Origin of the sequence: uncultured Nostoc sp. (assembly GCF_937863485.1) — a bacterium.
In the GTDB taxonomy this organism is placed as follows: domain Bacteria; phylum Cyanobacteriota; class Cyanobacteriia; order Cyanobacteriales; family Nostocaceae; genus Nostoc.
On sequence record NZ_CALMFY010000057.1, the window covers coordinates 54,587 to 76,766 of the forward strand.

14 protein-coding genes are annotated in these 22,180 nt (G+C 43.4%); 10 read left to right on the forward strand and 4 right to left on the reverse strand.

What is annotated here, in order from left to right; genetic code table 11:
• Nucleotides 1–92 precede the first annotated feature (92 nt).
• The gene (locus tag Q0541_RS08400; RefSeq protein ID WP_298908156.1) at nucleotides 93–1,322 is read left to right on the forward strand and encodes an ABC transporter substrate-binding protein; all 1,230 of its coding nucleotides are present in this window, start codon (nucleotides 93–95) and stop codon (nucleotides 1,320–1,322) included.
• Nucleotides 1,323–1,425: 103 nt separating this feature from the next.
• On the opposite strand, the gene Q0541_RS08405 is transcribed toward Q0541_RS08400, so the two are convergent.
• Complete coding sequence (locus Q0541_RS08405) at nucleotides 1,426–1,719, reverse strand: hypothetical protein (RefSeq protein ID WP_298908159.1); 294 nt, start codon at nucleotides 1,717–1,719, stop codon at nucleotides 1,426–1,428.
• A 219-nt stretch (nucleotides 1,720–1,938) separates the two neighbouring features.
• Between Q0541_RS08405 and Q0541_RS08410 the strand changes: the two genes are divergently transcribed.
• The 4 genes from Q0541_RS08410 to Q0541_RS08425 all read left to right on the forward strand — a co-directional run bounded on the left by Q0541_RS08410 (nucleotide 1,939) and on the right by Q0541_RS08425 (nucleotide 10,106).
• Nucleotides 1,939–2,337 (forward strand): hypothetical protein, encoded by a 399-nt coding sequence (locus Q0541_RS08410; protein WP_298908163.1) that lies wholly within the window; start codon nucleotides 1,939–1,941, stop codon nucleotides 2,335–2,337.
• Nucleotides 2,338–3,158: 821 nt separating this feature from the next.
• Nucleotides 3,159–3,989 (forward strand): peptidoglycan-binding domain-containing protein, encoded by an 831-nt coding sequence (locus Q0541_RS08415; RefSeq protein ID WP_298908166.1) that lies wholly within the window; start codon nucleotides 3,159–3,161, stop codon nucleotides 3,987–3,989.
• Between the two features lie 800 nt (nucleotides 3,990–4,789).
• Complete coding sequence (locus Q0541_RS08420) at nucleotides 4,790–5,977, forward strand: TRC40/GET3/ArsA family transport-energizing ATPase (RefSeq protein ID WP_273769113.1); 1,188 nt, start codon at nucleotides 4,790–4,792, stop codon at nucleotides 5,975–5,977.
• Nucleotides 5,978–6,233: 256 nt separating this feature from the next.
• Nucleotides 6,234–10,106 (forward strand): GAF domain-containing protein, encoded by a 3,873-nt coding sequence (locus tag Q0541_RS08425; RefSeq protein WP_298908177.1) that lies wholly within the window; start codon nucleotides 6,234–6,236, stop codon nucleotides 10,104–10,106.
• A gap of 35 nt (nucleotides 10,107–10,141) precedes the next feature.
• On the opposite strand, the gene dnaN is transcribed toward Q0541_RS08425, so the two are convergent.
• The 3 genes from dnaN to Q0541_RS08440 form a co-directional block, all read right to left on the reverse strand.
• Nucleotides 10,142–11,305: a DNA polymerase III subunit beta gene (gene dnaN, locus Q0541_RS08430; protein ID WP_298908180.1), complete on the reverse strand. Its 1,164-nt coding sequence runs from the start codon at nucleotides 11,303–11,305 to the stop codon at nucleotides 10,142–10,144.
• A 223-nt stretch (nucleotides 11,306–11,528) separates the two neighbouring features.
• The gene (locus tag Q0541_RS08435) at nucleotides 11,529–12,176 is read right to left on the reverse strand and encodes a pentapeptide repeat-containing protein (protein ID WP_298908183.1); all 648 of its coding nucleotides are present in this window, start codon (nucleotides 12,174–12,176) and stop codon (nucleotides 11,529–11,531) included.
• 304 nt (nucleotides 12,177–12,480) lie between these two features.
• Complete coding sequence (locus Q0541_RS08440) at nucleotides 12,481–12,975, reverse strand: hypothetical protein (RefSeq protein WP_298908187.1); 495 nt, start codon at nucleotides 12,973–12,975, stop codon at nucleotides 12,481–12,483.
• Nucleotides 12,976–13,812: 837 nt separating this feature from the next.
• Here Q0541_RS08440 and aroF point away from each other — a divergent pair.
• The 5 genes from aroF to Q0541_RS08465 all read left to right on the forward strand — a co-directional run bounded on the left by aroF (nucleotide 13,813) and on the right by Q0541_RS08465 (nucleotide 22,140).
• The gene (gene aroF, locus Q0541_RS08445; RefSeq protein ID WP_298908190.1) at nucleotides 13,813–14,685 is read left to right on the forward strand and encodes a 3-deoxy-7-phosphoheptulonate synthase; all 873 of its coding nucleotides are present in this window, start codon (nucleotides 13,813–13,815) and stop codon (nucleotides 14,683–14,685) included.
• Nucleotides 14,686–15,069: 384 nt separating this feature from the next.
• Nucleotides 15,070–16,497 (forward strand): efflux RND transporter periplasmic adaptor subunit, encoded by a 1,428-nt coding sequence (locus Q0541_RS08450; RefSeq protein WP_298908193.1) that lies wholly within the window; start codon nucleotides 15,070–15,072, stop codon nucleotides 16,495–16,497.
• Nucleotides 16,494–19,850: an efflux RND transporter permease subunit gene (locus tag Q0541_RS08455; protein WP_298908196.1), complete on the forward strand. Its 3,357-nt coding sequence runs from the start codon at nucleotides 16,494–16,496 to the stop codon at nucleotides 19,848–19,850. The genes Q0541_RS08450 and Q0541_RS08455 overlap by 4 nt, the downstream gene beginning before the upstream one ends.
• A gap of 785 nt (nucleotides 19,851–20,635) precedes the next feature.
• Nucleotides 20,636–21,196, forward strand: a complete 561-nt coding sequence (locus tag Q0541_RS08460; protein ID WP_298908199.1) for a DUF1269 domain-containing protein — start codon at nucleotides 20,636–20,638, stop codon at nucleotides 21,194–21,196.
• A 17-nt stretch (nucleotides 21,197–21,213) separates the two neighbouring features.
• Nucleotides 21,214–22,140 (forward strand): NADP-dependent oxidoreductase, encoded by a 927-nt coding sequence (locus Q0541_RS08465; RefSeq protein WP_298908202.1) that lies wholly within the window; start codon nucleotides 21,214–21,216, stop codon nucleotides 22,138–22,140.
• The last annotated feature ends 40 nt before the right edge of the window (nucleotides 22,141–22,180 follow it).

Genomic DNA, 22,180 nt, shown 5'->3' on the forward strand with positions numbered 1-22,180 from the left:
CAGTTGCTGATCATTAAACTATAGCATTTCTCATTTACATGTAATACACTAAAATCCAGTATTATCCTAACAAATATCATCGTCATACATCTATGAAAAAAGCGATCGCACATCAAACTGCCTTACTATTTACATGCTCTATACTGCTGGTAGCTTGTGGTAAAAGTGCCAGTAATGAAGCAAATTCTGCAAATAATCCAACGGCGACAACAGGTGCAGCTAATGGTATTCTTATCGGTATCGCCTTTGCACAAACAAGCAATGTAGCATTACTTGGTCAAGAAGGAACTGATGGAGTAAAAATTGCCCAGAAGTATTTTAATGACAAAGGAGGTATCAATGGTAGACCAATTAAATTAGTCTATCAAGATACTGGTGGTGATGAAGTTGGAGCCATTAACGCTTTTCAAACTTTAATTAGTAAAGATAAAGTTGTTGGCATTGTTGGCCCTACCTTATCACAACAAGCTTTTAGCGCTGATCCCGTAGCAGAACGTAATCAAGTCCCAGTTATTGGAGCATCAAACACTGCTAAAGGCATTCCTGAAATTGGTGATTATGTGGCTCGTGTTTCTTCATCTGTTGCTGTCGTCGCTCCTTATTCAGTGAAAGCTGCACTCAAGCAAAATCCTAATCTAAAAAGAGTAGCTGTATTCTACGCTCAAAATGACGCTTTCAATAAGTCGGAAACAGAAATATTTCAAAAAACAGTTAAAAATTTAGGCTTGGATTTAGTCACAGTCCAAAAGTTTCAAACTACAGATACCGACTTTCAAGCTCAAGCCAGCGATGCTATTAATTTAAAACCAGATTTAGCGATTATATCCGGGTTAGCTGTAGATGGAGGTAATTTAGTTAAACAATTACGAGAACTTGGTTATAAAGGAATAATTGTTGGTGGCAATGGTTTTAACACATCCCATATATTTTCTGTATGCAGAGCGCTTTGTGATGGCGTGATTGTGGCTCAAGCTTATAGCCCTGTGTATGCCAGTGAAATTAACACCGCATTTCGCAAAGCCTACCTTGAACAATATCATAGAGAACCACCCCAAGTAAGTGCTCAAGCTTTTGCTGCATTACAGATATATGTAGAAGCTTTTCAATCTTTAGATAAGAAAAGCAACATTAACAAATTGACACTGCCACAGTTGCGTACAGAATTGAATAAAGAGTTACTAAGAGGAAAATATCAAACTCCTCTCGGTGAAATTGCTTTTACGCCAGTAGGTGATGTAATTCAAAAAGAGTTTTACGTTGCACAACTCAAGATGGAACCAAACGGTATCAATGGTAAGTTTTCTTTTTTAAAAGCTAATTAGAGTGCCAATATCAGTTGTAGTTGACAATACTTTTGTCTCAAGCTTGCATTTCTTATTATTTGACTACCATAGGCAGGACTTACGCAAGAACTCTCTGAAACTCTTATTCCTTTGTGTCCTTTGCGACGGCAGTCGCTACAACGGGGGGAACCCCCGCAACGCGCTGCCTCTCCTTTGCGGTTCGTTTTATCATGATTTTGCGTAAGTCCTGATAGGATTTGTTAGCACACTTTTTATCGTGTCCCTTGAATAGCGCGGTTTCATTGCTTTTAGTGACTGATTTTCTTTTAGGTAATGCGATCGCAGTTCCCTTTTGCCAAGATGGTGAAATAGCTAACAACGATCGCAGCAGTTCTTGAAATAAGAGGGATGCTGTTCGCGTAGCAATACGGTTCACTCAAGAAGAATCGTAGGTTGGGTTAAGCGCAGCGCAACCCAACAAAGTCTTGAGTAAGTTGTCGTTATTAACACTCGATCTGCCGTTAAGCTGAAGATCAACCATGAAAAATAATAATTAGTTTAGTTAAAAAATGCAATATTTTGCGGATTATACTGCTGCGATATATAGTCACTGTAGGGCAAGCTAGCTCTATAAGCTTTTGATAAGAGTAAATTTATGACTCGTAAAAAACTAATATCCCGCATTCTAGAAAAAGCTGAGTTAAGAGCCTCTGGACTGAAGGCGATTGATCCAACCATAGATTTTGGGGATGCTCACAACTTAAAAAACTTCACACAACTAATTGAGCGGTTACGCACCAAAATTGATGAGTATAACAGCGCTCTAGCGATGATTGATTCTTACCGAACCGAGATTGAAGAATTGGAAACAAGCTTAGGTAATCTTACTGCGAAAATGTTGATGGGAGTTGCTTTCAAGTACGGTAACGATAGCATCGAATATGAGATGGCGGGTGGTATTCGCAAAAGCGAGCGCATCCGCAGAAGCAGGATAACCCGTTTGAAAGGTGGCGTAAAGCAAAAATCAAAAAAGAGCGCTCAAACCGCTAAGTAAGTAGTCGTACAGAATTAATTACACAATATCATTACAAGTGTAACGAAGGGAAACGTACTCCTATGAAGAAGCAAGCTACGCGTAGCATCTTGTAAAGTTGCAATTCGCTTGCGGTTTATGATTGCTTTACTTCGTTGGTAATGACTGTCAATATTTTTGTGCAGTTACTTATCATTAGGGACTTCCAGTTAAAAAAACATCCCATTTTTGGGGCGCAAGGCCTTACGCCCCAAAAATGTACAAATAATTTTGGATAATTTATTTTTTGTCAGTCCCTTAGAGGATGTTTGAAAAGTTCTCTTCTTGGTATCAAAAGTTTTAGATCCCTCTAAATACCCCCTAAAAAGGTGGGTTAGGGGGGATCTGGAAGTGCCTAAAGTCACCAGAGAAACACTTTTCAAACAACCTTTTAGAGCAAGAGTTAGGAGCAAAGCCGGAGACGCTCCGCCTTTGGTTAGGAGTCAAAAAGGTTTTTTATCTGGCTTGTAGACCAAAGCACTGTACTTAACTAACTTGAAATCTGCTGTAATAGATGCGATCGCTTACCCCTTTTTCTTCGTTGCCAATCGCAACTTTCTTTTACAAACGTGGCAAAATAGCAAAGAGCGATCGCACAAGTATAGAGAGCCGCTTGCAAGCTAGTGTAAAGGAAACATTGCGTAGTATCATCAATAGTTGAGAATAAGCGATCGCGATCGCTCACTAAGACTTAAAACCATCTTTCTTTTTACCAGTCTGTAGTCACTTACGCCAAACGTCTCAAAGAGTTGCACCTTGTCATCACACATTGCTTAACTTTTAGAACGCCTTGCAAACAAGATATGTTAGATTTATTTTTTTCTACCTACTTAGTTTTTGTAAAACAAGATACATTAAATGGTAGTTTAGTAGCGAAGGAACCAAGAAGCATGGCCATTAGTAGCCCTGAAGTCATCCGTCATATATTGATCGGGCTGGGATATTTAGCTCCTGAGATTGATCCTAAGCCTGATCTGACAAAATTTGCTCCCTGGAAGAGGAACAATAACTCCTTGACTGATGATCCTACCGAAGACGCGATTAAAAAGTTTCAGAAACAGTACTCACAAAAACTTGTGGTAAATGGTAACGCTGATTCAGAGACTCGAACTGTAATGGAAGATACAGTCAAAGGGCTTCAGAATAGATTGAAGTTTCACGGTTTTGCAACCAATGCCGAAATTCCTCTAGACAAGCCCTTTTATGGGCCAGCCACTTATACAGCAGTCAAGAAATTTCAGAAATCTCAGGGTTTAACTGAAAATGGCATTGCCACTATTGAACAGCGTCAAATTCTACAGCAACCTACTCTAACAAATAAGCCCCAGCCACAGCCACAATCACAACTTAAGCTGATAGATTTGTGCTTCCAATTCAAAAAGAATCCTAAAAATCCTTCTTACATCGCAGCCCTAAATAACTTACAACAAAATCTACCCAAGGACGTTTTACACAAAGTTACTAATAAATGGAGGGGGACAAATGATCAAAATCCTGAGATTGTCAAGCTGACGAATTTGTTCACTTATTATGATGACAACAATGCAAAGCATCGTGATGCACTAAATCACTTACAAAGTCAGATTACCCCAGCTATCTCTCAAGCATTTTTAAGCCTCTGGAATAAGAAGTAAAGAAATGGGATATACAGCAGAATTCAGAGATAACTCTGAGTTAAGCGAAAAACCGGAGCAGAGGTTTCCTTTGTTCTGGATTTTTCAATCTTTAGCTTCCTTAGATTCAAAAGTTCCGAGAGTTAGAATTCAGAATTCAGAAAATATTAAGTAGTAGCGTGGCAAGACTAAAATGGTGTAATAGCTAAAGGCTCGTAGTAGCGCTTTAGCCCCAAAAAACCATAAATCTAATGTACAAATTTAGTCTTGCCACGCCAGTAGGGTGCGTTACGGCTTTAGCTTAATACCGTTTCACTTTAATAATGATAAGTAAGTGGACAAGAATAAATCAAACTATGTTACGCAATTAGATCCCCCACTCCCCACGCCAGTCACTCCACTTGGGGAGACCCCAAACGCTCTTGCTAGCGCAGCGAAGCGCGAGTCCGCGTTACCCCTACGGGGATCTTGCTAGCAAGAGCGTCTCGTAGAGAGCGTCTGACTCCTTCGCGCAACGCTTACACGCGGCATCGTCTCCCCTTCTCACATTGCCAGAGGCTTTAGACAAGGGAGAAGACCACGCCCGCTCCCGGAGAAATTGGGCTACTGTGTACACATAAGTCGAGTTGGCAATCAAATGGACGCAAAAGAACGGAAAATTATTTTTAAAATCCTTGATTTTCTGTTCTGAGTCTATCAATAAACTGACACTATTGATAATCAGTTTGATAAACTCAAAACCTTGCCTACTAATTTATTTTCCTTAAACAGTCGATAATGTAAATAAATGTAAAAAATCCTCAGGTAGGACAGAAGCATCTATGCGTGTAATTTTAATGACTGGCAAAGGCGGCGTGGGCAAAACTTCCGTTGCTGCTGCAACTGGACTCCGTTGTGCAGAATTAGGCTATCGAACGTTAGTTTTAAGTACAGATCCCGCTCACTCCCTGGCAGACAGTTTTGACATAGAAATGGGACATGTACCCCGGGAAATTCGCCCAAATCTATGGGGTGCAGAACTGGATGCGCTGCAAGAACTAGAGGGAAATTGGGGTGCTGTGAAACGTTACATTACCCAAGTTTTACAGGCAAGGGGTTTAGACGGCGTACAGGCAGAAGAATTGGCAATTTTACCAGGCATGGATGAGATTTTTGGCTTGGTAAGGATGAAACGCCATTACGATGAAGGTGAGTTTGATGTTTTAATTATCGACTCAGCCCCCACTGGCACAGCACTGCGGTTGCTGAGTTTACCTGAAGTCGGTGGCTGGTATATGCGCCGTTTTTACAAACCATTTCAAAACATCTCCGTAGCACTTCGACCTCTGGTTGAACCTTTTTTTAGACCAATTGCTGGTTTTTCGCTACCAGATAAAGAGGTGATGGATGCACCTTATGAGTTTTATGAACAAATTGAAGCTCTGGAAAAAGTATTAACAGATAATACTCAAACCTCAGTGCGTCTGGTCACTAATCCTGAAAAGATGGTGATTAAAGAGTCTCTCCGGGCCCATGCTTATTTGAGTTTGTATAATGTTGCAACAGATTTAGTAGTGGCTAATCGGATTATTCCAAGCGAAGTCCAAGACCCATTTTTCCAACGTTGGAAGGAAAGTCAGGAACAATATCGCCAGGAAATTCATGATAATTTCCACCCTCTACCTGTGAAAGAAGTTCCGCTTTTTTCTGAGGAAATGTGCGGATTGGCTTCATTAGAACGCCTGAAGGAAACCCTTTATAAAGATGAAGATCCGACTCAGGTTTATTATAAAGAAACGACTATGAGAGTCGTGCAAGAGCAAAACCAATACAGTTTAGAACTTTACTTACCTGGTATTCCTAAAAACCAAGTTCAACTGAGTAAAAATGGTGACGAATTAAACATTACTATTGGCAACCACCGTCGTAACTTAGTTTTGCCACAAGCCTTAGCAGCACTACAACCAGGAGGGGCAAAGATGGAAGACGACTATCTTAAAATTCGTTTTACTGACAACATAAGAGTTTAATTTTGTTGCTCCGGCAATATTCGACAAAAACTCAAACCTAAAAAGCAAGAATCTTTTCTTATAGCTAGTACAGACGCAATTTTTTCAGCGTCTGTTTTTATGAGTTTTTGGTAAAATTTTCTAAAAGTTAAATAAATATTTGTCTTATGGATTTGGCAGTAGTTTCACTGAAGACAATTTGATGAAATAAATTTCAAAATGGCTTTAGATTTAATTATTTCAGTTTGCAAATTATTAATTTATTTTGCTATAAGCAATGATCTCCAACCCTGAACAAGATTTGCCCTTATGTCGCCATGAAGAAAGTTTACTACGCCGCATTACAAACCGTATCCGACGAAGCTTAGAGTTGAAAGAAATTATCACAGTCACAACGGCAGAGGTGCGATCGCTACTAAAAACTGACCGAGTGATGATTTACAAATTTCATGCCGATGATAGTGGTCAAGTGATTGCTGAGTCAATTTACGAAAATCGGTTGCCGTCGCTATTGGGGCTGAACTTTCCTGCTGATGATATTCCGCCCACCGCCCGTGAACTATTTATTAAATCACGAGTGCGTTCTGTTGTTAATCTTGATACTCAAGAGATTGGTCAAAGTCACTTGCATGAGTTGGAAAATGGAGAAACTATATCAGAAGATATCCGTTACCGCCCTGTAGATCCATGTCATGTTGAGTACTTGAGTGGGATGGGGGTCAAATCTTCTGTAGTAGCGCCGATTATTTATCAAGATCAACTTTGGGGGCTGCTGGTATCTCACCATTCTGAGTCACACCAGATTTCAGAATATGAACTGGAAGCTGTACAGATGGTAGTAGATCAACTTTCAGTAGCGATCGCTCAAAGTACCCTGCTGACTCAAGTTCGCAAAACAGCCGAACGAGAAACTATCATTAACCGCATTGCTACCCTGCTGCATTCACTACCCACTATTATATTACAGCCAGCCCTAGAAGCGGCTGTTGCTGCCTTTGATGGTGTTGGTGGTAGGCTTTGTATTAGAAATACAGCTTTTGATTCCCACAATGGCAACCTGACCAGCTTAACAGAATGCTTAATACCGGGAAATAGTTGTATCAAGCTTTATGTTTGTGGACAGCAACCTGTGATGCCAGAACAAACCATATATCCACTCATAGAGCAGTATAGCGTCTGGCAGGAACACTACAAGTCTAGTAACTACGATGTTTGGCCGATTTTAGATATATATCAAACTTCTAGCTTGCGAACTTTGCAAGTTGCTTTTCAACCAACTAAAATTCGTAGCATGTTGATGATCCCACTCCAGTATCGTCAGCAGTTGCTGGGCTATTTAAGTATTTTCCGCGACGAAATCGATACAGAAACCCTGTGGGCGAGGCAGTATGACAGCGATCAAAGGCAACTGTACCCCCGACAATCCTTTCAGGTTTGGCGCGAATCTAAAAAAGCACAAGCTCAAAAATGGACAGTTGAAGAGATTGAACTGGCTAGAGACCTCGGTAAACACTTTGCTTCAGCAGTTCAGCAGTATGAACTATACCAACAAGTGCAAGCCTTCAATGAAAATTTAGAACATCAAGTTAAAAGACGCACAGTTGAATTACAACGGACAACTGAACAACAACAGGCTGTGTTTAAAGTCATTTCCGAAATTCGGGAATCTCTTGACACAAATACCATTTTTCAAACAACCACTAAAGAGGTTTGTCAATTAATCAAAGCCGATCGCGTTTCTGTTTATCGTTTCGATTCTAATTGGGGTGGTGAATTTGTCGGGGATTTCGAGGCTGCTAATCCATACTGGTTGAATGACTCCAAACTAGGTATTAATACAGTTTGGAATGATACCTACCTACAAGACACACAAGGAGGACGTTACCGCAACAATGAAACATTTGCAGTCGATGACATCTACAGTATGGGGTTTGCTCAATGTCATATCGATAATCTAGAACAGTTTCAAATTCATGCTTTTGTGCTTGCTCCGATTTTTGTTGGGCAAAAACTTTGGGGTTTGCTGGCAACTTATCAACACACTGGTCCCCGGCAATGGAAAGCCTCTGAAGTTAACTTTCTCAGTCAGATTGCTGCCCAAATGGGAGTAGCACTTCAGCAAGCAGAATTACTCACGCAAACAAAACAGCAGACGTTAAGTTTGCGACAAGCGGCAGAACAACAACATATATTGTTTGAAGTTGTTGCCAAAATTCGGGAATCTCTTGATCTAAATACAGTTTTTGCCGCAACTGTGTGTGAAGTCCGTCGCTCTTTGAATGCTGACAGAGTGGTAGTATATCGCTTTGACGCGAATTCCGAACTCGATGAAGGTGAAATTGTTTCAGAGGATCTTTTGCCAGAGTTTACTTCTGCTTTAACATTAAAAATTCAAGACAACTGCTTTAAGAAGAAGTATGATGCCCTTTATCGTCAAGGACGCATCCACGCGATCGCTGATATCCACAACTCTGGACTGAATGTTTGTTATGTCCAAATGCTGGATCAACTTGAAGTTAAAGCCAATTTAGTTTTGCCACTGGCTAAAAGTAATGAACTGTGGGGTTTGTTGTGCATTCACCAGTGCTACCAACCGCGTGAATGGCAATCCTCAGAAATCCAGTTCGCTACCCAAGTTGCTGCACAGCTTTCTGTAGCACTGGAACAAGCTGATTTACTTGAACAAACCAAGCATCAGGCTGTTGATTTGCAACAAGCGGCAGAACAACAACGGGTATTGTTTGAAGTTGTTGCGAAAATCCGGGAATCTCTTGACTTAGATATGATTTTTCAGACTACCACTCAAGAAATTTGCAAATCACTGCAAGCGGATCGTGTGGCTGTCTATCGCTTTCATCCAGATTGGAGTGGTGAATATATCGCCGAGTTTGTGGGTGATGGTTGGGTAAAACTTGTAGGTTCTGATCTTAAGACAGTTTGGGAAGATAGCTATTTACAAGAAACCCAAGGTGGACGATATCGCCATAATGAAAGCTATATAGTTGATGATATCTATCAGTCTGGTCACTCGGAGTGTCACATTGCGGTTTTGGAGCAATTACAAGTAAAGGCATATGCGATCGCACCTATATTTATCGGGCAACAGCTATGGGGCTTGCTAGCAGGTTACCAGAACTCTGCACCCCGCCACTGGGAAGCCTCAGAAATTAAGTTCATTACTCAAATTGCTAATCAGCTTGGGGTTGCACTCCAACAAGCCCAATTGCATAATCAGACTAAAGAGCAGACAGAAAAGCTGGCTCTAGCTCTGCATGATTTAAAGCAAACTCAAACCCAACTGATCCAAACTGAGAAAATGTCCTCACTGGGTCAATTGGTAGCTGGTATTGCTCACGAAATTAATAACCCGGTGAACTTCATTTATGGTAACATCAACCATGTCAATGATTACACCCAAGATTTACTCAGTATACTAGACCTATATTTGCAAAACAGCCCTAACCCCAACCCTGAGATTCGCGATCGCTCAGAAGAAATAGACTTAGAATTTCTCATTGAGGATTTGCCGAAAACTCTATCTTCTATGAAAATTGGGATTGATCGCATCCGTCAAATAGTCTTGGGTTTACGGAATTTCTCCCGCCTTGACCACGCAGAAAAAAAGCCAGTTAATATTCATGAGGGCATTGATAGCACCTTGCTAATTTTGCAGCATCGCTTGAAAGCAAAACCGGAAAGTTCGGCTATTAAATTAGTCAAAGAGTACAGTGACTTGCCCTTAGTAGAGTGCTATGCTGGCCCACTGAATCAGGTATTTATGAATGTTTTAAGCAATGCGATCGATGCCCTAGAAGATTACAGGGAATCTGAATCGAAACCTCATAGCCATCAAATTACTATCCGTACTGCTCTTGGTGAGCTTGAAGGCAATGTCAATAGCGTAGTAATTCGCATTGCAGATAATGGCTCAGGAATACCCGAAGCCATAAAGGCAAGAATCTGCGACCCATTTTTTACTACTAAGCCAGTGGGGAAAGGCACTGGCTTGGGGTTGTCAATTAGTTATCAGATTGTGGTGGATAAACACGGTGGTGTATTTAAATGTGATTCTCAACCAGGGTTAGGTACAGAATTTTGGATTGAAATTCCGGTGATACAAATCACCAAATCGCACAATCAACTCCCGTAGGTTTGGGAGCCAACATAAAATTGGTATAAGTTCGATTAACTTCTAAGTTGCACAGGCATAGCTAAATAGGTCATTTTCAAACCACTCAATGGTGTAAAAATAACTGGAGTTAGACTTTGATTCAAATACATTTGAATTTCGGAAGATGGTAACTCTTTCAAGCCTTCCATCAAATATTTAATGTTAAAAGCAATTTCTATATTCTCTCCAGAAATCTGGGCCGGCATTGATTCTCTACCACTTCCCACATCTTGAGCTTCACAAGATAAGGTAATTTCTTGAGCTTCGTTATCAATACTGACTTTGACAATATTATTTTTCTGATCAGCTAATACAGCAATCCGCTCCAAAGTGCTTACAAATTGTCGCCGTTCAATTGTAATTTGTCGCTCAAATTGGCGCGGGATTAGTTGTCGATAGGCAGGATATTGCCCTTCTAATGTGCGACTAGTCAAGCGTTGATTTTGCCATGAAAATACAACTTGACCTTGATCGAAATATAAAGCTACAGGTTCATCTGATGAGGCGCTATGAGCTAGCATTCGTTGGAGTTCGCGTAATGCTCTAGCTGGTACTGTCACTTCTAGTTGACTAGTTCCGCCTAGAGGACGCTCGTTGCTAGTTTCTACCACTGCTAGGCGATGTCCATCGGTAGCTGCAAATTCTAGGGTATCTTGTTTAACTGTTAAATGCACTCCAGTCAGTACTTGCTTGGTTTCATCAGCACTAGTAGCAAACAATGAACCCCGTAATCCCTCAATTAATGCGGTGGTGGTGAGATGGATTACTTCTGTATTTTCAATTACAGGTAGTTCCGGAAATTCTTCAGGCCCCATTGCTCGGACTTGGTAATGTCCACTCTTGGGTGTGAGTGTGACAATTAAACCTTCTCCACCGGATGTTGCACCTGTGAGGGCTGATTCATCATCTAGAGTGATTTCGCCTTCTGGAAGACGAGAGGTGATGTCTACAAGTAACTTAGCAGGAAGTGCGATCGCACCTCCTTGCCATACCTCAGCGTTAAAGCTGGTGCGGATTCCCAAGCTGAGATCAAAGGCTGTTAAGCTTACCTGGTTAGTTTGAGCATCCGCTTGTAGCAGCACATTGGCAAGTACAGGATGAGTTGGTCGTGAAGGTACTGCACGACTGACGAGTGAGAGGTTTGTACTAAGATCGCTTTGGGAGCAAACTAATTTCATAAGTCAGATTCCGCTGGTGAAAGATATCCTAACACCGTTATTGTTCATAGGCGAGTAGGGGTAGGCGTGTTGCCTATAATTGCAAGCTACCGGAAGCTGCTGACAAGTACGATTGCATTAATTGCGGGTGTATTAAGAGTTCGGTATGGAATACACCAGGAATATATCCCACATTCCGCACCCTCAAGTGTCACATCAATTCTGTGTTTTGCCGCAACCTCAGTTATTGGTAAATTGCACCATCAGGCATAATTGCCCCAGCTAAGTTAGTACCAATTAGTTTAACCAGAAGACGCTCACCAGAGCGAATCCGCGCTCCTGTCAAGTCGGCTCCCCGCAAGTCGGCCCCACTGAGATCCGCTCCAATCAAATTAGCAGCACGTAAGTTCGCCTCCCGCAGATCCGCTAAAAGTAAGTTTGCCCGAAATAAATTTGCTTCAGATAAATTCGCACCTCTGAGGTTGACTTTGTGCATAAAAGTATCACTGAGATTAGCACCACTCAAATTGGCATAACTTAGATTTCTGCCAGATAAGTCTTTATTGCTCAAATTTGCCCGACTGTAGTCTTTGCCACTCAAGTCTGAGCTTTTCTTTGGTGGTTGCTGGGTTGTTTGAAATGGTTTTTGTGGTTCAGGTGGCGGTGAGTTAAGCGTGGTTTGAGGTTTGGTTTTTAGAGAGCGCAACTTTTCACGAGCTTCATTTATAGCTTTCAGCTTGTCTTGTGCTTTCTGCTGTAAACGGAGATTGTCTTTGGGAATGCGATCGGGATGCCAAACAAAGACTAAATCTTTGTAAGCCTGGTTCACTTCGTCAAGTGTTGCCCCAGGCTCTAATTCCAAAATTCTATAGTACTGCTCCAGATCGCTCATACGATATTTTGGTGGACAATCAACTTAATTATGAGTTATGGAGTCGATATATCCGCTGAATCATTATGTCATTGATTATGGGGCATTGGGGAACCACTGCCGTTAGCGTAGCAGTAGCGAGTAATCGAGCCTCAAGGGTTTCCCGACTTGTACCCCTACGGAGATCTTGCTACGCGCAACGTCTCCCTTAAAAGAGGCGACTGGCGTCATGGGGCACAAGAGATAAAGCAGCAAAGGGGCAAAGCAGAAAGACTTACTACAAGTTCCCCTCTGCAACGCCAGCAACGCCAGCCTCCCCACTCCCTCATCTCTCCATTTCCCCATTTCTCCATCGAGCGATCGCTCTCAAATATGCTGCAACTGGAATCTGATAGACTTCAATAAAAATCCAAACAATAATTGATAAATGTGATAAGAAAGTTAATATAGTCCAAATATATGGCATCCAGGTAATGGGTTCCTTGAGATTAGCAGGAAAATAGTAAGCTACTATGCCAATTAAAGTAGTGGGAAGAATTACAAAAGCTGCTGCTGCTACTCCATAACCCCAACCTAATTCCATACCTTCCAACTGAGCTTCTGTCCAACTAAACCCATTCCAACGCCAAACTAAGGGTGGTTGCCTAGAAGGCATTTTGATTTGTTGTAGTTCTAGGTTGACTGTAAAAATCTCTTGGCAAAAGTCACAAGCCATAGCTTCCATTAATGGCATATGAGAAATCTTACCTATCCGACAGACTGGGCAGGGGTAAACTCCATAATAGTCGAAAGATTGGGCTAAGATTTTGGAACTGGGCATAATGAAACTGATGATCCTAAAAAGTTAATCTGGTCAATGAGGACTTGGGTAAGAATAATGTATGGTGATTGTCAATTGTCTGCAATCAGCTTTTGCAAGGTGAGGTGACAAGTCAGGAGAATTATATATTTTAACTTCTCAATCCGTCTAAGCACTAGGACTCACGCCTGTTTCTGTGGAACGGTTTTAGATCGTGAATCATAATGCTGCGGTGAATATTCTTCGTATTGGATTGAGTACCGTAGGGCATACGGGAATTAATGTCTCTTAAGTGGATGACCTCTGCTTGGGTAACGGCAACGATACCCAAGTAAACCGACTTGTAGAACCAGAAAACTCGCGTCTGTGAAGTTGGAATCACCGTGGCTTCAGCGGGCGTGAACATGTCAATAGTCTTGACTCCCACAGTTGTACTGAGTCTATCGCTTTTTTATGGTTTATGGGGGTCTTGACACCGCCGACTCTTTCTGTTAATGTTACCCTACATAGGTGTAGTTCTTTAACTTTCCAGCAAAAGCCCCGCAAATGCTTAACACAAATTCCTATTTTTATTTTTGGTTTAGGGTGGTTCACCGGGAGTGAATCGAGTTTCCTAACGGAAACCGCCCGGTGAACCGCAGAGCTAACTCTGCGGTTTTTGTTTTTTTAAGGAGAATTTCATCGTCATGACTTATTTCAGTAGCTGGTTTTATGGCTTTTACTTTTGGCCCAGAATAAATTCCGGGTAAATAGCGTCATGCCAATGAATCAGAACGCGCCCGGAACTCCTCAAAGGTTCTGGGCTTTTTTGTGATCGGGGAATAGTGCCCAATACTTAATTTTTTAGGAGAATGAACCATGATTAATGCCAAACTTGCCACACAATCCCATCCGAACCATCAGACAATTGTTAAACTTTCAGAAAAAGTCGCTTTCGGGGGCAAAGAACTGGTAATTATCGGCGGCCCCTGCACCGTTGAAAGCTTAGAACAAATGGAGATAGTCGCCCAAAAGCTATCTACTGCATCCGTGCAGGCGTTGCGTGGCGGTGTCTACAAACCCCGTACATCTCCCTACGCTTTCCAGGGTATGGGAGAGTCAGGATTAGAGATTTTGGCAAGGGTGCGAGCGCATTACAATATGCCAGTTGTCACCGAGGTGATGTCAATTTCTCAAATTGAAGTAGTCGCCGCTCACGCTGATATGCTTCAAGTTGGTAGTCGCAATATGCAAAACTTTGACTTGCTCAAAGCTTTAGGACAAGCTGGTAAGCCAATACTACTCAAGCGTGGTTTAGCAGCGACAATTGAAGAATTCGTCATGGCTGCTGAATATATCCTCAGCCACGGTAATCCTGATGTGGTGTTGTGCGAACGCGGTATCCGCAGTTTCGATGATTACACTCGCAATGTCCTGGATTTAGGGGCAGTGGCAGCACTCAAGCAAATAACTCATCTGCCTGTGATTGTAGATCCTTCCCATGCCGTCGGTAAACGGGAACTGGTAGCACCTGTGGCTAGGGCTGCGATCGCTTGCGGTGCAGATGGATTAATTATTGAATGTCACCCAGAACCAGAAAAATCTGTTTCTGATGCCCGTCAAGCACTTTCTTTAGAAGATATGGTGCATCTAGTTAATAGTTTAAAACCTGTAGCAACAGCCGTTGGGCGCAGTATATCAGAAGCGATCGGGGCGGGTTTACAACCTGCCCCGATTTTTTGTGCTGCTTAAATTTCAGTTGAGGGCGTAGTTTACCGCCGTAGGCGATCGCTTCTGTTGAATGTCTTAGTCAAAATATTCATTTTGGCTTAACGACAAACAGCGATCGCTTTCGTAAAATAAAGTTGTTGCTTAGGCTATTCCATTTGTTCTCAAACAATTTTTGCAACATAATACAAATAAAGTCACAACGGCTTAGTACTAAAGTCACAATGGCTTAGTACTAAAGTCACAAGAGTTTAACAACAATTTCTCTCCAAAAGGGGTAGGCTAAACAATAAATTATTAGTACACTAATGTTTATATTAACTAATATTATGCTTCTCTAATTAGAATTAATCGCAACCAACCATTTTGCGGAAAATGCGATGTCTAACGACAAGCTAGTACGTGTCTGTGCTTTCCCCTTTCCCCCAGATTGTTGATATGCGCTGTTTAGCCCCTGTTGAGACGACAAAGCCTTCGTCCTTGGCTGCTCAAATTGTTCCTCGTTTTCAAAGCATTATTCAAAGAGGGCGGTTCTCGCTACTTATATTAAGTCTGGCCTACTTGTGTAGTGCCTGTAATGCTTCCGAAGCCGAATCTAGTAAAAAAGAAGCAGGAAAAAAACGAGCTGTGCCAGTTGTGGTTGCCACTGCGACTCAAAAAATGATTCCAATCCAACTATCGGCTACGGGAACAGTAGATGCATATTCCACGGTATCTGTCAAGTCTCAGGTGGGCGGACAACTTACTGGCGTATATTTTCAGCAAGGACAGAACGTTAACAAAGGAGACTTGTTATTTAAAATTGATTCCCGCCCTCTACAAGCCGCGCTGATGCAAGCTAATGCTGCCAAAGCCAAAGATTTAGCGCTGGTGAAACAGGCACAGGCAAATGTGCTCAAATCCATTGCCGATGTGAACCAAGCAAAAGCGAATGTAGTCAAAGATAAGGCGCAGGCAACAAATGCAGATGTGCAAGCTCAACGTTATACTCGTTTGCTCAAGCAAGGGGCAATCAGTAAAGAACAGGCCCAACAGTACCAGACTACTGCTGATGCTCAACAGGCGACGGTGAAGGCAGATCAAGGTGGAGTAGCAAATGCTCAGGCAGGGGTGGCGGCAGCCCAAGCAGATGTACAAAATGCCTTGGCAGCAGTAGCATCAGATGAAGCTGCGATCGACAATGCCAAAGTTCAGCTTTCCTACAGTTCCATCTACGCACCAATTGCTGGACGCACGGGTAGCTTGAAGCTAACTCAAGGCAACTTAGTCAAGGCAAATGCTGCAAATGCCGATGATTCGCTGATTACAATCAGCCAAATCCGCCCGATTTACGTCAACTTTTCCATTCCCCAGCGACTGCTGCCAGACATCAAAAAATACAGTGCTAATAATGGCAAGTTAGAAGTCGATGCTTTACCTCCTAAAGATGCAGGGCATCCAGTACGAGGCGAACTCACCTTTGTTGATAGTGGAGTCAATACCCAAACAGGTACGATTCAACTTAAGGGTACTTTTGCCAACGCTGACGAGCGACTTTTTCCAGGGCAGTTTGTCAATGTAGTCCTCAAACTGAGCGAAGAACCAAATGCTATTACTGTTCCTTCTCAGGCGGTACAGAGTGGACAGCAGGGGCAGTTTGTATATGTAGTCAAACCCGACAAAACAGCAGAAATGCGTCCAATTAGCGTCGGTGACACCGTTAAGAACGAAACAGTGATCACGCAAGGGTTGAAATCAGGTGAGCAAGTAGTTACTGATGGACAATTCAACCTAGTGGCTGGTGCCATAGTCCAAGTGAAACCGGAAGTAGGAAGCAAGAGGCAGGGAGCGCAATGAACATTTCCGAGCTATTCATCCGGCGTCCAATCATGACAACTCTAGTTATGGTTGGCATTTTGATATTTGGGCTGATCAGTTACCAACAGCTACCCGTTAGCGATCTGCCCAATGTGGATTATCCAACACTTCAGGTAACAGCTAATCTGCCCGGAGCTAGTCCAGAAACGATGGCTGCCTCGGTAGCAACTCCTTTAGAGCAGCAGTTTTCTAGTATAGCGGGAGTGAGTTCAATGAACTCTAGCAGCTCTTTGGGTAGTGCCCAGATTACGCTGCAATTTGACCTGAATCGGGATATAGACGGGGCAGCACAAGATGTACAGTCTGCTATTTCTAAGGCAGCGAGGCAGTTGCCCACGAATATGCCTAATCCGCCATCTTACCGAAAGGTGAATCCGGCGGATCAGCCAGTCCTTTACATCTCCCTGAATTCATCTATTCTGCCTCTGTCAACTGTAGACAAGTATGCTGAGACATTGCTGGCACAACGCCTGTCAATGGTGGATGGAGTGGCGCAAGTGCAGGTGTACGGCTCCCAAAAGTACGCGGTACGGATTCAGCTTGACCCGGAATCACTGAGTGTTAAGGGAATAGGAATTGATGAAGTAGCTGATGCGATCGCTAACGGAAATGTCAATCTGCCCACCGGGACACTTTACGGGAAGCAGCAGAATTCTACCATCCAAGCAAACGGTCAACTCAACGATGCTGCCAGCTATCGCTCCCTAAGTGTGGCTTATCAGAACGGCGCACCAGTGCAGCTAGGAGAATTGGGTCAAGTCCTGGACAGTGTGGAAAATGACAAGATAGCAAGCTGGTATTTTCCTGTCAAGAAGGAGAGTAAGGAGCAAGGAGCAGAGGAAAAATCCTCAATCCGTCTTGAAAAGTTTGCTACGGAGGGAAACCCTCCTGGCAACTTTTCGCAAAATCCAAAATCTAAAATCCAAAATTCTGGCGTCCGGGCGATCGTTCTGGCAATTCAGCGCCAACCGGGAACTAATACTGTTCAAGTAGTGGATGCTATCAAGAAACTGCTACCCAGCTTTCGGACACAGATTCCGGCGGCTGTGAACGTAGATATTCTCTACGATCGCTCCCAGTCAATTCGTGAGTCGGTGGATGATGTACAATTCACGCTGTTGCTCACCATTGCCTTGGTGGTGCTGGTAATCTTTCTGTTTCTCCGCAATATCTCTGCTACACTCATTCCCAGTTTGGCAGTACCGCTTTCGATAGTAGCGACTTTTGCGGTGATGGTGCTATTGGGCTTCTCGCTCGATAACCTATCGCTGATGGCGTTAACCCTTTCAGTGGGTTTCGTGGTTGATGATGCTGTAGTCATGCTGGAGAACATTGTCCGCCACATGGAGATGGGCGAAAGCCGGATGGAAGCAGCCCTAAATGGTTCTAGAGAAATTGGTTTCACAATTTTGTCTATGACCATTTCCTTAGTAGCAGTATTTATCCCTATACTGTTCATGGAAGGCATTCTGGGACGACTGTTCCGTGAGTTCGCTGTTACTATTAGCGTTGCAATCTTGGTATCTGGCGTAATTTCCCTCAGCTTGACGCCAATGCTGTGTTCCAGATTCTTGAGTCCACCTCATCATGAACCGGAGAGTGAGGGAGCTGGCGTTGCTGGCGTTGCAGGGGAAGATGAGGGAGATGAGGGAGAAATTCTCAATTCCCAATCCAAAATTCAAAATCGTTCGACTGAGCGCTCACGCCAAAGTCTAAAATCCAAAATCCAAAATTTTAACCGTCGTCTCTACAACTTTTCAGAAAACGTTTTTAATGTGATATTAGGCGGATACGATTGGAGTTTGAAGAAATCACTCAAGTATCACCGCACAACGATGGTGATTTCGGGAGCGATTCTTGTAGCGACAGTGTATCTATTTATAATTGTGCCTAAAGGGTTTGTTCCCAACGCAGATGTTGGACAAATCACTGCAACTACTCAGGCATCAGAGGATATATCCTTTGATGAGATGGTAAAACATCAACAGGCAATAGCTGCGATCGCTTACCGTGATCCGAATGTCGATTCCATCAACTCCAGCGTCGGGGCTGGTGGCCCAAATGCTTCTGCCAACTCTGGAAGAATTTTAATCGAACTCAAGCCCCGTCATGAAGGCCGTCTCAGTGCTGATGAAGTTGTCCAAGAACTCCGACCTAAGTTGTCAGGTGTGCCTGGAATCAAAGTTTTCTTGCAAAATCCCCCAGCCATCAATGTCGGTGGACAACAGACGAAAGCGCAGTATCAATTTACTCTGCAAACACCCAATATTCAGGAACTTTACCAGTACGCTCCACTTTTAGAAGAAAAACTGCGATCGCTCTCAGATTTACAAGATGTCAACAGCGATTTGCAAATCAAGAATCCGCAAGTAAAAGTAAACATCAACCGCGACCAAGCTTCGGCTCTAGGTTTAACCGCCAATCAAATCGAAACTGCCCTGAGTAATGCCTATGGCACTCGCCAAGTTTCCACCATCTACGCCCCCGATAACCAGTACCAAGTAATTATGGGCGTGGAACCAAAATATCAGCAAAATTCCAATGCTCTAGATTTACTATCAGTTCGTGCCCCCAGTGGACAACTTATACCTCTCAACGCTATAGCAACTTTGACCAAAGATGTGGGCCCCTTGACTATCAACCATCAAGGGCAACTTGCTTCTGTCACCTTCTCCTTTAATCTCAAGCCAGGAGTGTCACTCGGTAACGTCACTGGGAAGATTGAGCAACTTGCTCGTCAAACACTGCCACCAACTATTAGTACAGGCTTCCGAAGTTCAGCGCAGGCATTCCAGTCATCAATTCAGGGTTTAGGACTGCTGCTGCTGGTTGCCATCTTCGTGATTTATATCGTGTTGGGGATTCTCTACGAGAACTTTATTCACCCCCTGACTATCCTTTCTAGCTTGCCCTCCGCTGGATTTGGGGCACTGCTAACCCTGTTGTTGTTTAAAGTTGACTTGAATATTTACGCCTTCGTGGGTATTATCCTGCTGGTTGGCATTGTGAAGAAAAACGGGATCATGATGGTTGACTTTGCGATCATTGCCCGTCAAAACGGCAAAACCCCCTATGATGCTATTTATGAAGCCTGCTTGGTGAGGTTCCGCCCAATTATGATGACGACAATGGCAGCACTCATGGGGACTTTACCAATTGCCCTCGGTTTGGGAGCCGGAGCAGATACACGCCGTCCCCTTGGTTTAGCAGTAGTTGGGGGGTTAGTGTTCTCGCAGTTTCTCACACTTTATTTAACGCCCGTTTTCTACACCTACATGGAGTCTTGGCAAACAAAGCTTAAAAAACACAATTGGCGCAAACAGTCAGCATAATTCGTAATTAACAAAGAATAAAGGCATCAGTCGCCAGAAAAAGAAATTGAATTCTGTGCGACTGGTGAGGCAGTCCGGTGGATGGCTTTCACAACATAAAAGTGTTCCAATAAATGAAATGATCCAAAGTCTGTCATTGCGTAGGCGGAGCCTTCGCGCAGCGTCTCATAGAAAAGAAAAGCGGTAGCGACGTAGGAGCGTCGGAACGAGCGTCACCCGAAGGGTGGTATGAATGAACGGTAAAACACCACACGAAATTTTCTTTCTTAACGTGAGTGTGAGTCCGAGGAAGTTACAGCAGAATTCAAGTATTTGAACCACATCTGTCTAGGGGCGCAAGGCCTTGCGCCCCTAGACAGATGTGGTCTTATTTACTTGAAAATAGTTGTAAAAGGCAGCCGCAGACAGAGTAGGTAACAGGACTTACGCAAGAACTCTCTGAAACTCTTATTCCTTTGTGTCCTTTGCGTCCTTTGCGGTTCGTCTTATCATGATTTTGCGTAAGTCCTGGGTAAATCTTTTGGGTCGATATCTAGAGAAGGTTTCTTCTCTTGGTAAGTGTAAGCCACTAATCGAGCTAAAAGATTAACCATAAAGTTAATTACACTCTGATGCCATCCTTGCTCCGCATTTAGCTTTAATATAACTAACAGTAATCAGTAAACCCAAGGAGGTTTTTTGCTTACTGATTTCCTTACCTCGAAAAGTAATTCATAAGCATTAATTGGGCTTGCGATGCCTGCGGCGGGCTGTGCCTACGCAAACTTTCAACCAGGACATTAAATATGGCGCTAGAACATAAAAATGCAGCTGGGATATTTCCTGATCGCCAACACACTGAGTCAGCCCTTGATCAACTTAAAGCGGCTGATTTTCCGATGAACAAAGTTTCAGTTGTTGCTCAACACGTCAACTCAGAAGATGTGACGCTTAAAGCAACAGAGGCAACTGTACAGTCTGAAGCTAAATTTGTCCGCGATCGCACGATCGAGCGGATCGAGCATGGTGCATTAGATGCTGGAAGTTGGGGCAGTATTATCGGCTTTTTAGGAGGTGGACTAGTAACCTTAGCGATTCCAGGCATTAGCTCGATCGTCTTGGCTGGAGCAAGAGCTGCTTCGGTGGGACTGGCGACTGGAGCGTTTTATGGAGCTGTAGCAGGCGGCTTACTCGGAGCCGCGATCGGCACGAACATTCCAGATGAGCAAGTCAAGCTTTACAACGAGCGGTTAGCACAAGGACAGTATTTGATAGTCCTTGAGGGAACGAACGATGAACTTCAACAAGCTCAAACCGTTTTGAAAACCCAAGGGATTCAGGATTGGATCATTTTTGACACACTATAACAATCTGGATGAGTAATATGATACAAGCAATCCGCGTTCATAACTATGGCGAGTCAGACGTGCTGACGCTAGAAGAGATCGCACAACCCGAACCACAACCGAATGAAGTACTAATTAGAGTTCAGGCTGCCGCAGTCAATCCGCTCGATTGGAAAATCCGGGCAGGCTACATGAAAGAATTTTTTCCAATGCCTTTGCCATTTACGCCTGGAATGGATGTCGCAGGCATTGTGGAAGCGATCGGCGCGGATGTCAAAGCGTTCCAAGTCGGTCAAGAAGTTTATGGCGAATTAGGAATGGGAGCTTATGCCCAGTTCGCAACGGCTCCACAAGATGCGATCGCGCTCAAACCTAAGACGCTCGATTTTGTGGAAGCGGCATCAGTGCCGATGGTATCAATGACTGCCTATCAAGGGCTGTTTGATCATGCTGATCTCAAGCCAGGTCAAACCATACTAATTCATGCTGCATCGGGCGGAGTTGGCATGTTCGCAGTGCAATTTGCTAAATGGAAAGGAGCGCACGTCATTGGAACTGCCTCAGCTGCGAATGTAGAATTTGTTCAATCTCTGGGTGCAGATCAAGTGATTGACTACAACGCCACACCCTTTGAACAAGTTGTTGAGAATGTTGATGTAGTTCTAGATACGTTAGGCGGTGACACACAAGCGCGGTCTTATTCAGTGGTGAAGCCGGGTGGCATTCTGGTTTCAACTGCCGCTCCCCCCAATGCTGAAAAAGCTGAAGAACGAGGTATCCGTGCAGAGATGATGAATATGAAACCCTCGACCTCGCTGCTAGAGGAAATTGCTAGTTTACTTGATTCCGGGCAGGTTAAGACGATTGTTGCTCAGACGTTTTCTTTGTCTGAAGCCCGTCAAGCTCAGGAATTGAGTCAGGGCGGTCATGTCCGGGGCAAAATCGTGCTGCAAATCAATGCTTAATCCTTTATAGGGGGAGCAATGCTCTAACAGTGAGCAGGGG

What these genes read in the sequence shown, in the direction of transcription:
- Q0541_RS08400 (WP_298908156.1), top strand. Translation starts at nt 93, where the DNA reads ATGAAAAAAGCGATCGCACATCAAACTGCCTTACTATTTACATGCTCT.
- Q0541_RS08410 (WP_298908163.1), top strand. Translation starts at nt 1,939, where the DNA reads ATGACTCGTAAAAAACTAATATCCCGCATTCTAGAAAAAGCTGAGTTA.
- Q0541_RS08415 (WP_298908166.1), top strand. Translation starts at nt 3,159, where the DNA reads ATGTTAGATTTATTTTTTTCTACCTACTTAGTTTTTGTAAAACAAGAT.
- Q0541_RS08420 (WP_273769113.1), top strand. Translation starts at nt 4,790, where the DNA reads ATGCGTGTAATTTTAATGACTGGCAAAGGCGGCGTGGGCAAAACTTCC.
- Q0541_RS08425 (WP_298908177.1), top strand. Translation starts at nt 6,234, where the DNA reads ATGATCTCCAACCCTGAACAAGATTTGCCCTTATGTCGCCATGAAGAA.
- dnaN (WP_298908180.1), bottom strand. Translation starts at nt 11,305, where the DNA reads ATGAAATTAGTTTGCTCCCAAAGCGATCTTAGTACAAACCTCTCACTC.
- Q0541_RS08435 (WP_298908183.1), bottom strand. Translation starts at nt 12,176, where the DNA reads ATGAGCGATCTGGAGCAGTACTATAGAATTTTGGAATTAGAGCCTGGG.
- Q0541_RS08440 (WP_298908187.1), bottom strand. Translation starts at nt 12,975, where the DNA reads ATGCCCAGTTCCAAAATCTTAGCCCAATCTTTCGACTATTATGGAGTT.
- aroF (WP_298908190.1), top strand. Translation starts at nt 13,813, where the DNA reads ATGATTAATGCCAAACTTGCCACACAATCCCATCCGAACCATCAGACA.
- Q0541_RS08455 (WP_298908196.1), top strand. Translation starts at nt 16,494, where the DNA reads ATGAACATTTCCGAGCTATTCATCCGGCGTCCAATCATGACAACTCTA.
- Q0541_RS08460 (WP_298908199.1), top strand. Translation starts at nt 20,636, where the DNA reads ATGGCGCTAGAACATAAAAATGCAGCTGGGATATTTCCTGATCGCCAA.
- Q0541_RS08465 (WP_298908202.1), top strand. Translation starts at nt 21,214, where the DNA reads ATGATACAAGCAATCCGCGTTCATAACTATGGCGAGTCAGACGTGCTG.